Source organism: Ignavibacteria bacterium (assembly GCA_016707005.1).
Taxonomy (GTDB): domain Bacteria; phylum Bacteroidota; class Ignavibacteria; order Kapaibacteriales; family Kapaibacteriaceae; genus UBA10438.
Window position 1 is genome coordinate 963,624 of sequence record JADJIQ010000005.1, and the last position, 15,264, is coordinate 978,887.

Here is a 15,264-nt window from a genome sequence, read left to right on the forward strand (position 1 = left end):
CATGAGCAAACTTGATGAATCAATGGAACCGCGATGGATCAGCGCGGAGGATTCTCCGTGGGGGATTCCGGTGTTCGATTGCAGGGCCATCGCTACAACGATGGTCTCTACGGCAACTCAGTCCGACTCGGCAGAACAATTCATGGCGCTGCGTGAGTCCGACGGATCGCATGTCTTTGGGAAACGTCCGAACAATGCGGTGCAGATAGAGGTGGACGTCTCCTATCCGGCGTCCATGGCTTCGCTTCCGGACAGAGGTGTTATCTGTAGGGCGGAAACTCTGGACGACAAGTGGGATATCGCCATTGATGATGGTGTTGTCTACTTCTCGCGGAGTTGGACGGGAGAACTCGTCTACAACTGTGATCTTGAGAAGCACGGCGATCACTACCATGTTACATCGATCGTTCTCTCAGAGGACATCATCGATGAGAACGATGTCTATTACCACGTCCACGTAGTGAACTATCTGCTGTTCAGTCATGTGTTCGATGTGGTCTATCCACATCCGCTGCCACTTACGGAAGAACTCTCGGAGGACGACATCTTGATGTCGTCGTTTGCATCGTTCGGACGCAAGGGGTGGTTTGCGACGAAGGAAAGGTTTGGGAATAGCGAATAGTGAATAGCGAATAGCGAACAGAGAACAGCGAACAGAGAACAGAGAACAGCGAACAGAGAACAGCGAACAGAGAACAGCGAACAGCAACCGGTTGGGATGATTTGGAAGGGGCGTACGTAATTGCGTACTATTGTGCGAAGAACACAGGAGTGGCAATGAACACGCTTACTGCGAGCGAAGCTCGGGCAAATCTCTATAAGCTGATCGACGAGGCGATGGAATCCCACGAACCGATCACGATAACGGGCAAGAGGGGCAACGCTGTGTTGATCTCTGCCGATGATTGGTCGGCAATTCAGGAGACTCTCTATCTCTTGTCGGTTCCCGGGATGCGTGAGTCCATCCTTTCGGGAAGGGCGGAGCCACTTTCCAAGAGCAAGAAAGAACTAGACTGGTGAAATGGAACGTAGTGTTTGCACGACAAGCCAACAAGGACGCGAAGAAGTTGTTGGCGGCCGGACTCAAACCGCGAACAGTAGAGTTGCTCGCTGTTCTGGCTCGTGACCCGTTTCAAAATCCACCACCGTATGAGAAGCTCGTTGGAGATCTCTCCGGCACGTACTCGCGTCGGATCAATATCAAACACCGGCTAGTGTATGAGGTGTTCGCGAAGAAGAAGACCGTTCGTGTGCTGCGTATGTGGACACACTACGAGTGATCAGAACAGCGAACAGAGAACAGCGAACAGCGAATCCACTCAAAGAAGGCGCTTGTAGAAGGCGCTTGTAGAAGGCGCTTACCAAGCCGATCAGAACTTCGAGCCGATCACATGTGGGAGCATTGCGCGCCACGTAGGCCAGTCGTGGGTGTAGTCGTTGCCCCAGACATCAAGATCGAATGGGATGCCCTTTGCATCGAGGATGCGCCCAAACTCTACGCTGGCATTGGGATCTTCGTAGTTGCCGCTGCCGGTGAGGATGTGAATGTGGTGCTTGGAGCGGAGGAGATTCAGCCAATATTGATCTGTAAGGTTCGGCAGATAGTCCATTGGCGAGTTGAAGTAGCAGTCCTCGTCAAAGTAGCCCTTGGAGTATTCCTTCAGATCGTAGATGCCGCTCATGGCTATCGTGCCATCAAAGACATCGGGTCTGCGGAACAGTGAGTTGGCAGCGTGAAGAGCGCCGAGAGAAACACCGCTGGTGATGATCGGCACTTGTCCGTCACAGTCGCGGAAGATGAACGGGACCACTTCTTCAACAACGTAGTTGTTGTATTGTTGATGTCTGATCGACTTCTCGCGTCCATGCATCCGATCGTTGAGCCAACTTTCACTGTTGATGCTGTTGATCGAATAGACCTTGATCTTCCCAGCTTCGATGAAGGGGGCAATGGAGTCGATCAGATAGAATCGCTCATACTCGAGATAGTCAGCGGCTGCACTTGGGAACATGAGGATGGCCGTGCCATAGTGACCGTAGGCACAGATCTCCATGTTCTTGTTGAGGTTCGGGCTCCACCAGGTTGTGATATCTCTACGCATGACAACTCCAAAAGTCTAGTTTGATCGAATGGCTCAATATAGCCCCTTACACAAGCTCGGGAGCAAGGGGCAGCGCGGCATCACAGAAGAAAAGAACTGAACCGTCGTGGATGATGATCTCTACGCGTTCGGCGTTGGAGCGATTACGTGCCCCCTCGCGCGTGCCATGCTGGAGCACTTCATCGTTGAGCGACCATACAAGGCCGGATGTTGAGATGCGTGCATGGGGCTGCGGTATGATGGAGAGCAGTTCTCCCATCGTTGATGAATACGCAAAACTGTCGTAGAGCGGAATGCCGAAACGTTCGCGGTCCAAGGCAACAAGATCCATCGTTCGACCAAATCGTGTAAGCACCGACCAGTTGTTGAGCGTGTGCTCAAGATCGCCACCGTGGATCCCAACAACTAAGAGTCTGTTCCACATCATTGTCTGGGCAAAACGCAGTGCCTTTTCGAAGTCGTTCGTTTCTTGATCGGGGTCAACGATCAGTTCGGATGAATCTCGCAATGCTGTAAGGACCTCGTCTTCAATGGAATCAAGATCTCCAACAATGAACTCCGGGACGATACCGGCATGATAGAGAGATCTGCGCAGCACCATCAGCAGCGATGAGGGGGCGATCCATCACCAATTCAAAGACATCAACCGTGGGAATACTGCCGTTGAGACAGATCACAGCGTCGAACGGGGTGGATGTGCGTTTCAATTCATTCACGGTCTGCCTGCCCCTTCCCATTCGTTGAAGATGGACATCACGATGTCGATCCCGTCGGTCAATGCCGCCGGCCCCGGCTGCAGGATGATTGGTGATGGAATGTCTCGCAGAAATCCTGTGCGATACGGTCTGAGGTCCGACCATCCGGGTCTGGAGATGACGCGTTCCGGCTTGAGCATCTTTCCGCACCACGACGCGAGCATGATGTCCGGGTCTCTGCGCAATGGTTCTTGGATATCTGCTATGATCCGTTCCTTCGCATTCGGATGGATACGATTCTCAGCAAAGACATCAATGCCGCCACAGATCTCGATGATCTCACTCACCCAGCAGATGCCGGTGATGAGCGGGTCGTACCATTCTTCGAAGTAGACGCGAGGAGAGCGTTGACGGCTTGAGCCACGCTCCGCAGCTTCGTCCACACGATTGCGAAGTTGTGCCGCATACTGTTCGGCCATCGTGGCATAACCGATCATCCCGCCTAAGCGTGTGATCATCGCAAGGATTCCATCTACCGATCGATGGTTGAAGCAGACAACGTCGATGCCCCGGCGAATGAGTTCTGCGGAGATGTCGGCCTGCAGGTCCGACCAGGCGAACACAACGTCCGGACGCAGGGCAATGATCTCGTCGAACTTCGCATCGAGATACGTGGAGACCTTTGGTTTTTCCTTCCGAGCCTGTGGCGGACGTACCGTGAATCCCGAGATACCAACGATGAGATCTTCAGCACCGAGTGCATACATCGTTTCAGTGGTCTCTTCGGTGAGGCATATCACACGTTTCGGATATCCGAATGCTCTCACTGTTTTGCCTTTTTCGGGAACTTCACAACGGTGCCCTTCGGCATGAAGAGGATGGATCGGCGATCTTCCTTGACCATCTTGTTGTATTCGGTCTTGTACGTGAGATACTCCTCCGGCGAGACCCAAGGGCGGTGATTGCCGATGGAGCGGACAACCGTGAGTTTGCCGGGCGACATGTAGGACGAGCGTTCGTAGGTGATCTGCGGGAGGACCGTGCGTGCTACGGACGTACCCTCGGAGAGAACAAAGCCCGGCGGAACATTCAGACGAACGATCTCCGTTGTGGAATCGTGGAAACTCGGTACATGCATTGGCTGTAGGCGTTTTGCATAGGACAGCGCAGCAGATGGAACGATCTGTCTGTCCCACGGAAGGCGTGCGATCAAAAAGCCCCCTGCCTCCATCATGTAGTTCGGGACATAGAACGTAACTGAGAATCGTAGCGTGGGAGTTAGGGTGTCAAGATCATCGATCTCCACCGAGCGAAGTTCAACATCCGGATAGTTCTCACTCAGCATCTCGATGATGCCCTTATCGCGATCCTTCTCCGTGCGGTCTCGCCATGCAGCTCTGTACATCTGTGTGCCTGCGCCTGACTCCGTGTAGGTCTGCGTGATCACTGCCGAGTTATCGTCGGAGATATCCACGTTGGTCTCAATGGTCATCGTATTCGGCATGAAGTACGACTTGTTGAGGTACATCGGTTCGCGCAATCCCGGACGTACTACGAGAGAAAACGCGTTGAGATCTGCATGTGGAATACTGCCAATAGGAACATTGTCTGCGGTGAGATCCAAGAGCAGCGGCATTGAGTCTCCAGGGATCGCTACGATCACATGGTCGAACGGAATGCTTGGAAGGGGCTTGCGTTGAAATGGAGATGTCTGCGTTTGCACCAATACGTGGTGCGACGTGATGTTCCGCTCAGCCAGCATAGCGATGCATAGTGTAGCAACATCCTTGCAATCACCGATGCGTGTATTGATCACACGCTCGGCCTTTTGTGGCACGTAGCCGGATTGACGAAATGGCATGTAGCTGTATCGCACATCCTTGGTGATGTAGCGGTAGACTCCGGCGATGATCTGTTCTTTGGAATATGACGCAGAGCGCGGGAAGAGCGAATCCATGAGCTCACGTACTTCAAGAGAAGATCGAGTTTTCGGACGTGCGATGTCGTGATACCACAGAATGATCTCTTCCCAATTTGGAACGCTTGAGAGCTCAACGCGCTTATCTACGTCGTAGACGCTTGGCATATCCTCTTCGTAGTCGATAGCCGGTTCGTTCCTAGACTCCCATGAGGCGAGTTCACCATAAGCGTTCTTTGTGGTGACCATCTCTGACTCGATGCCATAGGCACGCCACTGAAATGCTTCATCAGGTGGAGTGAGGACTGCGTAGTACGAATAGAGCTTTGGATACGAGCCGTTGAAGGCAAAGTTGTCGGCGAAGAATGCGGAGAGTCGTCCCGACTCTGCCTCTAGGTGACGGTAGCGAACGTAGATGAAGTCACCGGGTTCAATACCCTTGAACACGAGTTGGCCAGAGCCTTTATCTGCTGGTATTTCTCTTCCACGGGGTTTCCGAACGACAGCCTTTTCAACAACCAGACTGCCGTTTGCCGGTAGGTAGACCTCTTTGAAATCGTCGATCCCTTCAATAGTCAGGATCCGTGCTACATACTCGCGTTGGATCTCGCATCGGCTACCGTCGTAGACAACTCTTCTCTTTGCATCGTAGAGATAGACTGCGGCATCATTCGGATAGGCAGAGGCATCCGGAGCAGACCGAATGATACTGTCGATGTCTGCCGTAGGAAAGTACGTGAAAGGGTGCGGATCGCCTTTAAGGTCGCGGATCAGTTCACGTGTCTCAAAGTTCGACGGATCGATTTCGAGAGACCTCTGCAGATCGCTGATGGCGGCTGACTTCTTCCCAAGACTCTTTTGGATCACACCTCGTTTGTACCAAAATCCGCTGATGTTCGGGGCGATGGCTATGGCACGATCAATGGCGGCCAATGCATTGCCCCATTCCTTCTTGTCGATATAGATGTCTGCGATCGAAGAATGAAAGCCACATCCGGGCGGGACGAGTGCGAAGAGCCTGTCGTAGGTTGACAGAGCAGAGGACAGATCACCTGCATCAACATAGAATTTTGCGAGAGATTCAAGACCGCGGAACGATACGTTCACTGCGAGGTTCCGCTTCATGATGTCGATGGACTTCTGTGGTCCCTGTGATGCCTGCTCCGACATGGTAGCCGAAAGCGAAGCGTAAAGATAGTTCCCCGGATACCGTTCAAAGGCCTCGTTGAGCAGTTCAGTGAAGCGCTGAAGATCTGACTTGCGCTGAGCGATCAACATCGCTGACTCGTAGTAGGTAGTGCTTGTTGAGTCTCGGCGTTTTACGAGCGAGAGAATGCTGTCTGCATCATCATTTCGATCCTGAGAAACAGCCTCATTGAATCGATACATGAGGGTAAGGGGCAATCCCGGTGCCACGGTGGAGATGTGCTCGATCATCGCCGTTGCATCGTCCGAGCGGTCGCTGCGATTGTAAGCCTCTAGGAATAGATTGTCAATGAGAATACACTCCGGTGCAACGAGACGTGCCTTGCGAAGAACAAGAATTGCTTCTTGCACATTGTCATTGCGCAAGTATGCTTCAGCGAGCAACAGGTAATTCTCAAGATGATCCGGATGTGATGCGATGCGTTCGGTGAAGAACGTGATGTATGGATTCGTGATGACCCGAGGATCAGGGTCCTGGCTCTTGAACACCTGAGGCTGCGTGTTGATCGTGAGGTTGTCTATCGTACGTCCGCGTTCGTCGGTGATTCGAAGGAGGAAGTTGCACCGGTCGAGATCACTCGCGCCTACCTTCACGAGCACCTTGTTCCAACCTTCGTTCAGCGTGCACTCGGTGATGTAGGTGTCGAGGTCATTATTGAACTCTTCAAAGGTCTCGCGGATCGATCTGTCATTCACGAAGAGTTTGAAGGAGCCCGACGTGCCGAGACGCATTTGCACTCTTTGTTGCGTAGGACTCTTCACATAGGCAACGGAGTAAAACTGACCTCTATGGGTGGACGAGAAATAGGTGAAGTCTATCCATAGATCAAGCCTCTGCACCGGCGGATGCTGCCAGCGGATCATCCCACCGTTTGTGTTCTTGTACACAGCGCCTGTGTCATCTGCTCGCTCGGGAGGAAACACCTTGTCGTGTCCCGATCCGGAGATGTTGTCGAACGGACCAACAATGCGCCAATCGAGAATGGCACCGATCTTCTCGAATTTCGATCGTGCATCTTTAACACGCTCCTTGGACTCATCGATCGAACCAAGGCGCTCGTATGCCATTGCCAGTAGGATGCCCGATGCATCCGGGTTGTCTACCACCTTGTTCAAGACATCCACAGCGCCCCAGGAGGGCTTGTTCAGCGCCGCGCCGAACCGTGCTGTCGACATTGAGGCATAGAGGTAGGGAGCCTGATCAGGAACAGATAGAAGAGCCTTGTGAAGAGCTGCCCAGGATGAGGAGTCATCCCCTCGGATGCTTGCCTCGTACACCAAACCAAACCATGCTCGTGCGTCTTTGGGATCGCTTGTCGTTGCCTGCGTCAACAGCTGTTTAGCTTGCTGAAGGTCATTCTTCAGAAGAGCTTGCCAGCCTTCAACGGTTGGCTGAGCGTGCAGAAGAACCGGAAGCACAAATGCCGTAGCTATGAGAAGAGAAAAGCGGAGCGTGGTGAGGCGCGCTGATGAGGTCATATTGTTGTCGATCAAATTCAGAGTTGTCGGGCGAATCACGTGGTTTGCTAGTTTGCACAAAGCTCAAACAAACTAGCAAAAGCCATGCTCACCGTCTCCTCTCTCCTTGTTCCGACCGACTTTTCGGAGAACGCCGGAAAGGCACTTGCCCTGGCCAAAGAAGTGGCTCGTGGCACAAATGCCTCCCTTCACCTCGTACACATCGTAGAGCCGGTGGTCTACCCTGCGGATTGGAGCTATGCACAAGTTGGCTTTGCCGACATTGAGCAAGAGCTACAGACCAACGCAGAGAAGGAGCTGGCTGCCCTTGCTGAATCTCTCAAAAAGGAAGGCTTCACGGTGATCACCACCGTGCGGAAAGGCCGCGCCTCCGACGAGATCTGCAACTACGCCAAAGAGAACAACATCAGTATCATCGCCATCGGCACTCACGGCCGCAGCGGTCTAGAGCACTTCCTGTTCGGCAGCACCACCGAGCGTGTGCTTCGTAAGGCCACATGTCCGGTCCTGAGTGTTCGGCAGGACCAGCCCTGACCCATGCCGTTCCTCAAGACCTCAAAACTCATAACGATCGAGCGGCATATCACCGAAGAGGGGGCTCTCCATCCGGAAGCTACCGGTGAGTTCTCGCACCTCTTGCGCGACTTCACGCTTGCTCTGCGCATTCTTGCTCGGGATGTACGGCGTGCCGGACTCAATGACATTCTTGGTGCAACAGAGGATACGAACGTGCACGGCGAACGTGTGAAGCGTCTAGACATCCATGCGAATGAAGTGATCTTCAGGGCCATGGATCACGGCGGACACCTCTGTGTGATGGCATCGGAAGAGGCTGATGGCCTGATGGCCATTCCGGACGAATACCGCAAGGGCAAGTACGTGCTGGTCTTCGACCCGCTTGATGGTTCATCGAACATAGATGTGAATGTTTCCATCGGAACCATTTTCTCCATTTATAAGAGACTTGATCCGAGCCTTACAACGCCTGGTATGATGGCTGATTGTTTGCAACCAGGGTGGAAGCAGGTGGCAGCCGGATATGCGATGTATGGCTCAAGCACGCAACTGGTCTACACGAGCGGGAATGGTGTTGATGTCTTCACCTTCGATCCCACGATCGGCGAATTCCTGCTTACGTTCGAAAAGATCCGCATCCCAAAACGCGGGAAGATCTATTCAGTGAACAGCGGTAACGCCTATAAGTGGCCCCAAGGAGTACGGGACTATGTGTCTCACCTCCTCAGGCCTTCCCACGACGGAACACGTCCGTATTCACTCCGCTATGTTGGAACGATGGTTGCCGATGTCCATCGTACGCTTCACTATGGCGGCATCTTCATGTACCCAAGTGATGAGACTTCTCCCACCGGCAAACTCCGACTTGTGTACGAAGTGAATCCGATGGCCTTCATTGTTGAACAAGCAGGTGGCAGAGCAACAGACGGAGTGAACCGCATCATGGATCTCACCCCAGAGTCGTTGCATCAACGCGTACCATGTTTCATGGGCAGCGAAGAAGACGTCTTAGAGGTAGAAAGCTTCCTCCGTGGCGAACCCCAGTAACCCCGTAACCCCTTAACCCTAAGGGCGAGGCGGGGCTCGCCCCTACGCCGTATCTCCGTACCTCCGTATCTCCGTATCTCCGTACCTCCGTAACTCTCAGAACACATATGAACGACCGTAGATCCTTCCTCGCAACTGCGGCTCTTGGCACCATTGCTGTTGCCACCGCTCCTTCACTTCATGCGATCGGATTTGAACCAGTCCCGGGTGGCGGCAAACACGTACTTCCGGCGCTGCCCTATGAGTTTGGAGCCCTAGAGCCCCATATCGATGCACAGACCATGCAGATCCATCACGATAAGCACCATCTTGCCTACGTGAATGGATTGAACAAGGCAGAAGAAGAGCTTGCCAAGTCACGTGAATCCGGCGATCACTCGTTGGTCCAGCATTGGTCTCGTCAAGCAGCGTTCCATGGGGGCGGACATTGGCTGCACTCCATGTTCTGGAAGGTGATGGCGCCGGCCGGAAATGGCGGAGGCGGCGAGCCAACTGGGGCAGTTGCCCAGGCGATCACAGAGAGTTTCGGATCATTTGATGCCTTTAGAAAGCAGTTCAGCGCTGCGGCTACAGCCGTTGAAGGAAGCGGTTGGGCACTGCTTCATTTCAGACCCGATGACCAGCGTTTGATCATCCTTCAGGCAGAGAATCAGCAGAAGCTAAGTGCATGGGGTACAACGCCCATACTAGGAATTGACGTATGGGAACATGCCTACTATCTCAAGTACCAGAATAAGAGGGCTGATTACGTTGCCGCCTGGTGGAATGTGGTCAATTGGGGGCAGGTAGAAAAGAACCTTCAAAGCGTGTCTAGAAAGTAATGTGGAAAACTTCTTGCATTACGCCTTTTTCGAAGTAACTTGCATAACTGTGTCGTAGGCGGAACTACGGCGTAGGGGCATCAGGTCGAGTTAAATTCAATGTGTCAACGTTGATGCCGCAACAAAGTTCCGCAAAGGGTCGATGTATGAACATCTATGTAGGCAATCTGCCGTATTCAATGGACGACAATGAGCTTCGCTCAACGTTCTCCGAATTCGGTGCCGTAACATCCGCTTCCGTTGTGAAGGACAAGTTCACAGGTCGCTCACGCGGCTTCGGTTTTGTTGAAATGGCTGACGCTGCCTCTGGCAACTCTGCTATTGAAGCAATGAACGGTCGCAACCTTGGCGGTCGTCCGCTCGTCGTTAATGAGGCTCGTCCACGTGACGAACGCCCTCGTTTCGATCGCGGTCCTCGCTATTGATCCCGAAAACGAGATCGAGTCTTAGAACGGCCACCCTTTGGGTGGCCGTTCGTATTTTACGGACCTGTTTTCGCAACACACACTGAAGAACATGCAGATCTTTGAAACACTCCAGTCAATGGGCCACGAGCAAGTGGTTCTTTGCTCAGATCAAACCACCGGACTCCGCGCCATCATTGCCGTTCACAACACATCTCTTGGTCCGGCTCTTGGCGGTACGCGGATGTGGAACTATGAAAGTGACGAAGCGGCTATCACGGATGCACTCCGTCTCTCTCGTGGCATGACGTACAAAGCCGCAGTGAGCGGCGTGAATCTTGGTGGCGGCAAGGCCGTGTTGATCGGCGACCCACGAACAGACAAGAGCGAAGCCATGTTCCGCGCCTATGGTCGTATGGTGGAAACTCTGCGCGGCAGATACATCACGGCCGAGGACGTTGGTACCAGCGTACGAGACATGGAGTGGATCCGCATGGAGACCAAATACGTCACCGGTGTTGGCGGACAGGGTGGTTCGGGTGATCCAAGCCCGGTCACTGCTCTTGGCGTATACTCCGGAATGCGTGCCGCTGCACATGCAACGTGGGGCAAGGATTCACTCGCCGGCAAGCGCGTAGTTGTGCAAGGCGCCGGCAACGTTGCATCACACCTCGTTGAACATCTCACGCGAGACGGAGCAACTGTCTACCTCACAGACATCTACGAGGAAAAGGCAAAGGCACTTGCTGCAAAGCATGGCGCAACGTTGATCTCTCCTGATGCTGTCTTCACAACTCCGTGTGATGTGTTCTCTCCAAATGCCCTTGGCGCAATTCTTAACGATGAGACCATTCCGCAACTCACATGTGAAGTGATCTGCGGCGGAGCCAACAATCAGCTTAAGGAAGAGAAGAAGCATGCCCAGATGCTCAAGGAACGGAACATCATGTATGCACCGGATTACGTTGTGAATTCGGGCGGTCTGATGAACGTCGCATCCGAGGTAGAAGGGTATGACCGAGAAAAAGTGATGCGTCAGGCTGAAAGCATTTATGACATCACGATGAACATCCTTGTCACGTCCCGCGAACGGAACATGCTCACGATTGAGGCGTCCAATGCTATCGCAGAAGACAGACTCATGAAGGTTCGTCACGTCCATGGCACATACATCGGATCTCCATCGATCCGCGGCGTCTGATATCAGGAGTGATCTTGTCCAACGAACCAAACGATAACGACTTTCCCGTCAGTCGCAACACCACGATCAAGGGGTCTCGGCATCTCGCACGCGAGAAAGTGCTGCAGGTCCTCGCGGCCACGGTGAGCGATGAGATCAGTTTAGACGTTGCATTCAACCATGTGTTCTTTCGTCAGTTCACATTTGACGCAAAAGAAACACCGGCGGATTCGCGCATCCTTCATCCGGATGTTGTGCACGAGCTTGATTCCGACGTGGCCATTCAATGGTCAGAAGAAGACATCGAGTATGCTCGTGCCGTGATCTGGGCTGCGCGGGATCAGCGAGAGTCAAGTACAGAGCTGATCGATCGTTATTCCAAGAACTGGGATCTTGAGCGCATCGCTCTTCTTGATCGCGTTCTCATGCGCTTGGCGATCGCGGAACTCACAGTATGCACCGACATCCCGGTGAAGGTCACTATCAACGAAGTGATCGAACTGGCAAAGCGGTATTCAACCGATAAAAGCGGAACATTCATCAACGGTATTCTTGATGCAGTGATCGAAGAACTGCAAAAGGAACATCGCATCAACAAAACAGGTCGCGGGCTCGTGGACTGACCACGTTCATCACCACCTGATGTGAAGGGAGATTGTCTATGATGCAGAAGCGCCACACTACACGCGGGTTGGTCTTATTACTTGCCATGGTGTTGTGTTCCTTGGGTGCACAAGCCCAACGCTGGAACTGGGTTGTTCCTGCTACGGGTCCGAGCTTCGATGAAGTATGGTCCATGGGTATCGCACCCGGCGGAGACCTTCATCTTACCGGTTCGTTCTCTGATTCGCTGGATTTCAGCGGTCAGGTCGTAACGTCCTATGGGAACTATGACGTCTTTACTGCCCGCTATAACAACAAGGGTCAGATCCTTGCTGCCAATGGTCACGGCGGATTCGACTTGGATGATGCTCAGTCCATGGTTGTCGACAAAAACGGCAATTATTACTTCGCCGGTTCGTTCGCCGTTGAAGCCCTCATTGCGGGTGAGCTCATTGAAGCGATCGATGTAACGTCCACAGATATGTTCGTGGCGAAATTCGATAAGCTTGGATCGCTCCAGTGGGTTAAGGTGTTTGGTTCACCTACCTATGATGAAGGAGCCCCTTACCTAGCCGTTGACTCCCTTGGTTCTGTCTATGTGACAGGGGGCGTTGGTGGACGTGGTCAATTCGATACGAAGTCGTACCAAAGCGTTGGCAAACTCGATGCCTTTGTTGCTAAGATGTCTGCCAATGGAGAATTCGTTTGGGTTCAAGGTTCGGGATCAACAGAAAATGACATGGGAACGGCCATCTCGGTATCACCGAACGGTGATCGCATCTATGCCTCCGGTACGTTCATCGGTCAGGTGAACTTTGGTGGTAATGTTACGATCGAAAGTTTCGTGAATAAGGCTGACTTCTTCGTTCGTGCCTTTGATGCAAATGGTTCAACACGATGGGTGAAGCGCATTGGGTATAGCGGTACGGATCGCTACATCAGTTCCACCACGCAAGCAGATGGTAAGCTTGTGTTGACAGGCGCTATGAGCCAGACAACAACGTTTGACACCCAGACACTCAAGGCTAACGGCGAGAACGCCTCCGACTTCTTCCTCTGCCGAATGAGCAAGGACGGCGCGATCGAACTTCTGAAGAACTACGGTGGGATCTTTGAAGATGTTGGGATGAGCATTGCCGTTGATGCGAAGAATAACGTCTTCATCGGCGGGTTCTACGATAGCACAACAACCATTGGTGGCAACATCGAAGAGGCCGTTGGTATGCGCGATGGTTTCGCCACACGCATCATGTTCAACGGAGAGGTCGATTGGCTGCGTAGCTGCGGCGGACCGTATGATGATGAGATCCGTGCTATTGTGATCGACTCAAAGAATATCCCGTATGTAACAGGAATATTCGAGACATGGGCAATGTTCGAGGACGTTAAGCTAACAGGAAATCGGTTCTCCGATGTCTTTATAGCCGCCCTAGATTGTGGCCCATCAACCACGCTGAAGCCCCGTAAGACACAACTCGACATCTGTGAAGGTCAAGACAGTCTGATCCAAGCGCGTTTCGGTTATCCGAACTACGAGTGGTATGTAAATGGCACCAAGGACGCAACAGTATCAGGCTATACGTTCGCAACCGGCAAGCTTGGGCAAGGCACCTTCCAGATCTATAGCCGCATCACTGGATTCGATGACTGTGTGAAGAACACGGACACGATCACAGTTGTTGTTCGTAAGGGGCTCCCTGTTCCTACGATCACGCGAGTTGGCGATGAACTACGTTGCAGCGTAGACGATGTGATGTATCAGTGGTATCGCGAAGGCAACAAACTCAATGGACAGACAGGACAAACTCTTACGATTGCCGGAGAGGGTTTGTATCGCGTACAGATCATGGATACCACTGGCTGTGATCGTTGGTCAGAGAACTTCCTCGTGGGAACAACAAGTGTGTTCGAGGATGAGTCGGGTTCCATCGTCACACTCTACCCAAATCCAACACAGGGACAGGTAACGATCGCAGGCGCTGCCGGTGCTGAGATCACCATTACGGATATGCTTGGAAGAGTTGTTGTTCGCCTGCAGAACGCAGCGGACCTGCAGCTTGTGTCGATCGACGGCGCAAACGGCACCTATGCAGTAACGCTACGAAGTGGCAATGCTGTTCATACGGTGCTCGTTACGAAACAGTAGAGGTCCGCGTCGCATATCGATAACGAGTGCAACAACAACCGGAAGAAATTCACATGCAAGGGCGATGGGGTGGTCTAACCACACTCCATCGCCCTTGTAGTTTGTGTAGGCAATTCCATAGACGCAGATGGTTGCGCCCCAGACTAGAGTGGAACGTAGTGGTGCAAAGGGGAGCATCAACAACGGCATGATCAGATACCACGGGTGTACGACCGGTGAGCAGAGCAGTATGACGATGATACTTGACGTCATCGCAAACACTGGTTGCGCGCGATACATCCACCAGATCTTGATAAGTCCGGCAAGCCCCATACCTGCCATCACGATGCGGACGATGCCGTCATCGAAGAACACGCGAAGCAGAGAATACAAGGCCGAATTCGATTGCCACTTTTGTGCAAAGGTGGATAGAGAGCCAAACACACCTGCACCGAAGAATGGTACGTAGACCAAGGCCACTACTGCACACATCACACCAAGCAGTTTCAAACGTTGATCCCATGATCGAGCGCGAAGAAGAATGGGCAGTGCAAGAACAGGAAGAAACTTGACGGTGATCGCGAATCCCAAGATCCCTGATGCAAGGAGGGGGCGACCTTTACTGTTGAGGATGATGGATAACACGGTCAACAATGCCATGATCATATCCAGGTGCATGTCCATAATGCCGTGAAACAAGATCACCGGACATGAGATAGCAACGAGAAACAACGTCCGCTGATGTTCATCCAATGAGCGTATCACAACGAACAGCAGAACCATGATGATGGCCCACCAGATCAGCTTGAAGACCAATTCATTTGTTGAGCTGAAAAGAGTGATCGAACCAAGGATGATCTGTGCTCCGGGCGGATAGATCGTGTGCATGTGTCCATAGGGAACCACATCTGGATACACAATACCATCCTCGGTAGTGAAGGCAAGATGATCGAGGGTGCTGTCTTGTGGAACGTGGGTATATGGGTTAACGCCGTGACTGGTAACCCAACCGTCCCACCGATAGCGGTAGGCATCGTCGGAGAGCACATCTCGGTGAACGGACAGGGCAAGCATGATGATCACAACTACACCGTACGCCCATCGAGGCAGAGCACGACAACACAACGCCCAGACCACCGTAGAAATGGCCCAGAGTATGGCGATCATG

Annotated in this window: 16 protein-coding genes; 10 read left to right on the forward strand and 6 right to left on the reverse strand. The window is 52.8% G+C overall.

All coding sequences use genetic code 11. The features are described 5' to 3' along the window. Position 1: 1 nt before the first annotated feature. From IPI29_12405 to IPI29_12415, 3 genes are all read left to right on the forward strand, one after another. Positions 2 to 622 carry a hypothetical protein gene (locus IPI29_12405; protein MBK7413345.1) on the forward strand — a complete coding sequence of 207 codons (621 nt, stop codon included), beginning with the start codon at positions 2 to 4 and terminating at the stop codon, positions 620 to 622. A 155-nt stretch (positions 623 to 777) separates the two neighbouring features. Further along, the gene (locus IPI29_12410) at positions 778 to 1,020 is read left to right on the forward strand and encodes a type II toxin-antitoxin system Phd/YefM family antitoxin (protein ID MBK7413346.1); all 243 of its coding nucleotides are present in this window, start codon (positions 778 to 780) and stop codon (positions 1,018 to 1,020) included. Further along, the gene (locus tag IPI29_12415) at positions 1,017 to 1,280 is read left to right on the forward strand and encodes a Txe/YoeB family addiction module toxin (protein ID MBK7413347.1); all 264 of its coding nucleotides are present in this window, start codon (positions 1,017 to 1,019) and stop codon (positions 1,278 to 1,280) included. The genes IPI29_12410 and IPI29_12415 overlap by 4 nt, the downstream gene beginning before the upstream one ends. 90 nt (positions 1,281 to 1,370) lie before the next feature. On the opposite strand, the gene IPI29_12420 is transcribed toward IPI29_12415, so the two are convergent. Genes IPI29_12420 through IPI29_12440 form a run of 5 tightly spaced genes read right to left on the reverse strand, consistent with a single transcriptional unit; the run spans position 1,371 to position 7,400 of the window. Continuing rightward, a complete protein-coding gene (locus tag IPI29_12420) occupies positions 1,371 to 2,102 on the reverse strand; it encodes an esterase family protein (GenBank protein MBK7413348.1) in 732 nt (243 codons plus the stop codon). Positions 2,103 to 2,148: 46 nt separating this feature from the next. Continuing rightward, on the reverse strand, positions 2,149 to 2,703 hold the full coding sequence (locus IPI29_12425; protein ID MBK7413349.1) for a thiamine diphosphokinase: 555 nt from the start codon (positions 2,701 to 2,703) through the stop codon (positions 2,149 to 2,151). Beyond that, entirely contained in the window at positions 2,639 to 2,818 is a 180-nt protein-coding gene (locus IPI29_12430; protein ID MBK7413350.1) for a hypothetical protein, read from the reverse strand. Before IPI29_12430 ends, IPI29_12425 begins: the two co-directional genes overlap by 65 nt. Next, positions 2,815 to 3,624, reverse strand: a complete 810-nt coding sequence (locus IPI29_12435; GenBank protein ID MBK7413351.1) for a cobalamin-binding protein — start codon at positions 3,622 to 3,624, stop codon at positions 2,815 to 2,817. The genes IPI29_12430 and IPI29_12435 overlap by 4 nt, the downstream gene beginning before the upstream one ends. Further along, positions 3,621 to 7,400, reverse strand: a complete 3,780-nt coding sequence (locus tag IPI29_12440) for a tetratricopeptide repeat protein (protein MBK7413352.1) — start codon at positions 7,398 to 7,400, stop codon at positions 3,621 to 3,623. Before IPI29_12440 ends, IPI29_12435 begins: the two co-directional genes overlap by 4 nt. Positions 7,401 to 7,484: 84 nt before the next feature. Here IPI29_12440 and IPI29_12445 point away from each other — a divergent pair, with 84 nt between their 5' ends. The 7 genes from IPI29_12445 (at position 7,485) to IPI29_12475 (ending at position 14,117) form a co-directional block, all read left to right on the forward strand. Continuing rightward, positions 7,485 to 7,934, forward strand: a complete 450-nt coding sequence (locus IPI29_12445) for a universal stress protein (protein ID MBK7413353.1) — start codon at positions 7,485 to 7,487, stop codon at positions 7,932 to 7,934. Positions 7,935 to 7,937: 3 nt separating this feature from the next. Beyond that, on the forward strand, positions 7,938 to 8,963 hold the full coding sequence (gene fbp, locus IPI29_12450) for a class 1 fructose-bisphosphatase (protein ID MBK7413354.1): 1,026 nt from the start codon (positions 7,938 to 7,940) through the stop codon (positions 8,961 to 8,963). A gap of 107 nt (positions 8,964 to 9,070) precedes the next feature. Further along, positions 9,071 to 9,784: a superoxide dismutase gene (locus IPI29_12455; GenBank protein MBK7413355.1), complete on the forward strand. Its 714-nt coding sequence runs from the start codon at positions 9,071 to 9,073 to the stop codon at positions 9,782 to 9,784. A 146-nt stretch (positions 9,785 to 9,930) separates the two neighbouring features. Continuing rightward, on the forward strand, positions 9,931 to 10,209 hold the full coding sequence (locus tag IPI29_12460; protein ID MBK7413356.1) for an RNA-binding protein: 279 nt from the start codon (positions 9,931 to 9,933) through the stop codon (positions 10,207 to 10,209). A gap of 91 nt (positions 10,210 to 10,300) precedes the next feature. Next, a complete protein-coding gene (locus tag IPI29_12465) occupies positions 10,301 to 11,389 on the forward strand; it encodes a Glu/Leu/Phe/Val dehydrogenase (GenBank protein ID MBK7413357.1) in 1,089 nt (362 codons plus the stop codon). Beyond that, positions 11,356 to 11,991, forward strand: a complete 636-nt coding sequence (gene nusB, locus IPI29_12470; protein MBK7413358.1) for a transcription antitermination factor NusB — start codon at positions 11,356 to 11,358, stop codon at positions 11,989 to 11,991. The genes IPI29_12465 and nusB overlap by 34 nt, the downstream gene beginning before the upstream one ends. 38 nt (positions 11,992 to 12,029) lie before the next feature. After that, entirely contained in the window at positions 12,030 to 14,117 is a 2,088-nt protein-coding gene (locus IPI29_12475; protein ID MBK7413359.1) for a T9SS type A sorting domain-containing protein, read from the forward strand. On the opposite strand, the gene IPI29_12480 is transcribed toward IPI29_12475, so the two are convergent. Next, positions 14,070 to 15,263: a DUF2029 domain-containing protein gene (locus IPI29_12480; protein ID MBK7413360.1), complete on the reverse strand. Its 1,194-nt coding sequence runs from the start codon at positions 15,261 to 15,263 to the stop codon at positions 14,070 to 14,072. The genes IPI29_12475 and IPI29_12480 overlap by 48 nt on opposite strands. Position 15,264 lies beyond the last annotated feature (1 nt).

What these genes read in the sequence shown, in the direction of transcription:
- IPI29_12460 (MBK7413356.1), top strand. Translation starts at nt 9,931, where the DNA reads ATGAACATCTATGTAGGCAATCTGCCGTATTCAATGGACGACAATGAG.
- IPI29_12475 (MBK7413359.1), top strand. Translation starts at nt 12,030, where the DNA reads ATGATGCAGAAGCGCCACACTACACGCGGGTTGGTCTTATTACTTGCC.
- IPI29_12455 (MBK7413355.1), top strand. Translation starts at nt 9,071, where the DNA reads ATGAACGACCGTAGATCCTTCCTCGCAACTGCGGCTCTTGGCACCATT.
- IPI29_12425 (MBK7413349.1), bottom strand. Translation starts at nt 2,703, where the DNA reads ATGGTGCTGCGCAGATCTCTCTATCATGCCGGTATCGTCCCGGAGTTC.
- IPI29_12420 (MBK7413348.1), bottom strand. Translation starts at nt 2,102, where the DNA reads ATGCGTAGAGATATCACAACCTGGTGGAGCCCGAACCTCAACAAGAAC.
- IPI29_12445 (MBK7413353.1), top strand. Translation starts at nt 7,485, where the DNA reads ATGCTCACCGTCTCCTCTCTCCTTGTTCCGACCGACTTTTCGGAGAAC.
- IPI29_12405 (MBK7413345.1), top strand. Translation starts at nt 2, where the DNA reads ATGAGCAAACTTGATGAATCAATGGAACCGCGATGGATCAGCGCGGAG.
- fbp (MBK7413354.1), top strand. Translation starts at nt 7,938, where the DNA reads ATGCCGTTCCTCAAGACCTCAAAACTCATAACGATCGAGCGGCATATC.
- IPI29_12465 (MBK7413357.1), top strand. Translation starts at nt 10,301, where the DNA reads ATGCAGATCTTTGAAACACTCCAGTCAATGGGCCACGAGCAAGTGGTT.
- IPI29_12480 (MBK7413360.1), bottom strand. Translation starts at nt 15,263, where the DNA reads ATGATCGCCATACTCTGGGCCATTTCTACGGTGGTCTGGGCGTTGTGT.
- IPI29_12440 (MBK7413352.1), bottom strand. Translation starts at nt 7,400, where the DNA reads ATGACCTCATCAGCGCGCCTCACCACGCTCCGCTTTTCTCTTCTCATA.
- IPI29_12410 (MBK7413346.1), top strand. Translation starts at nt 778, where the DNA reads ATGAACACGCTTACTGCGAGCGAAGCTCGGGCAAATCTCTATAAGCTG.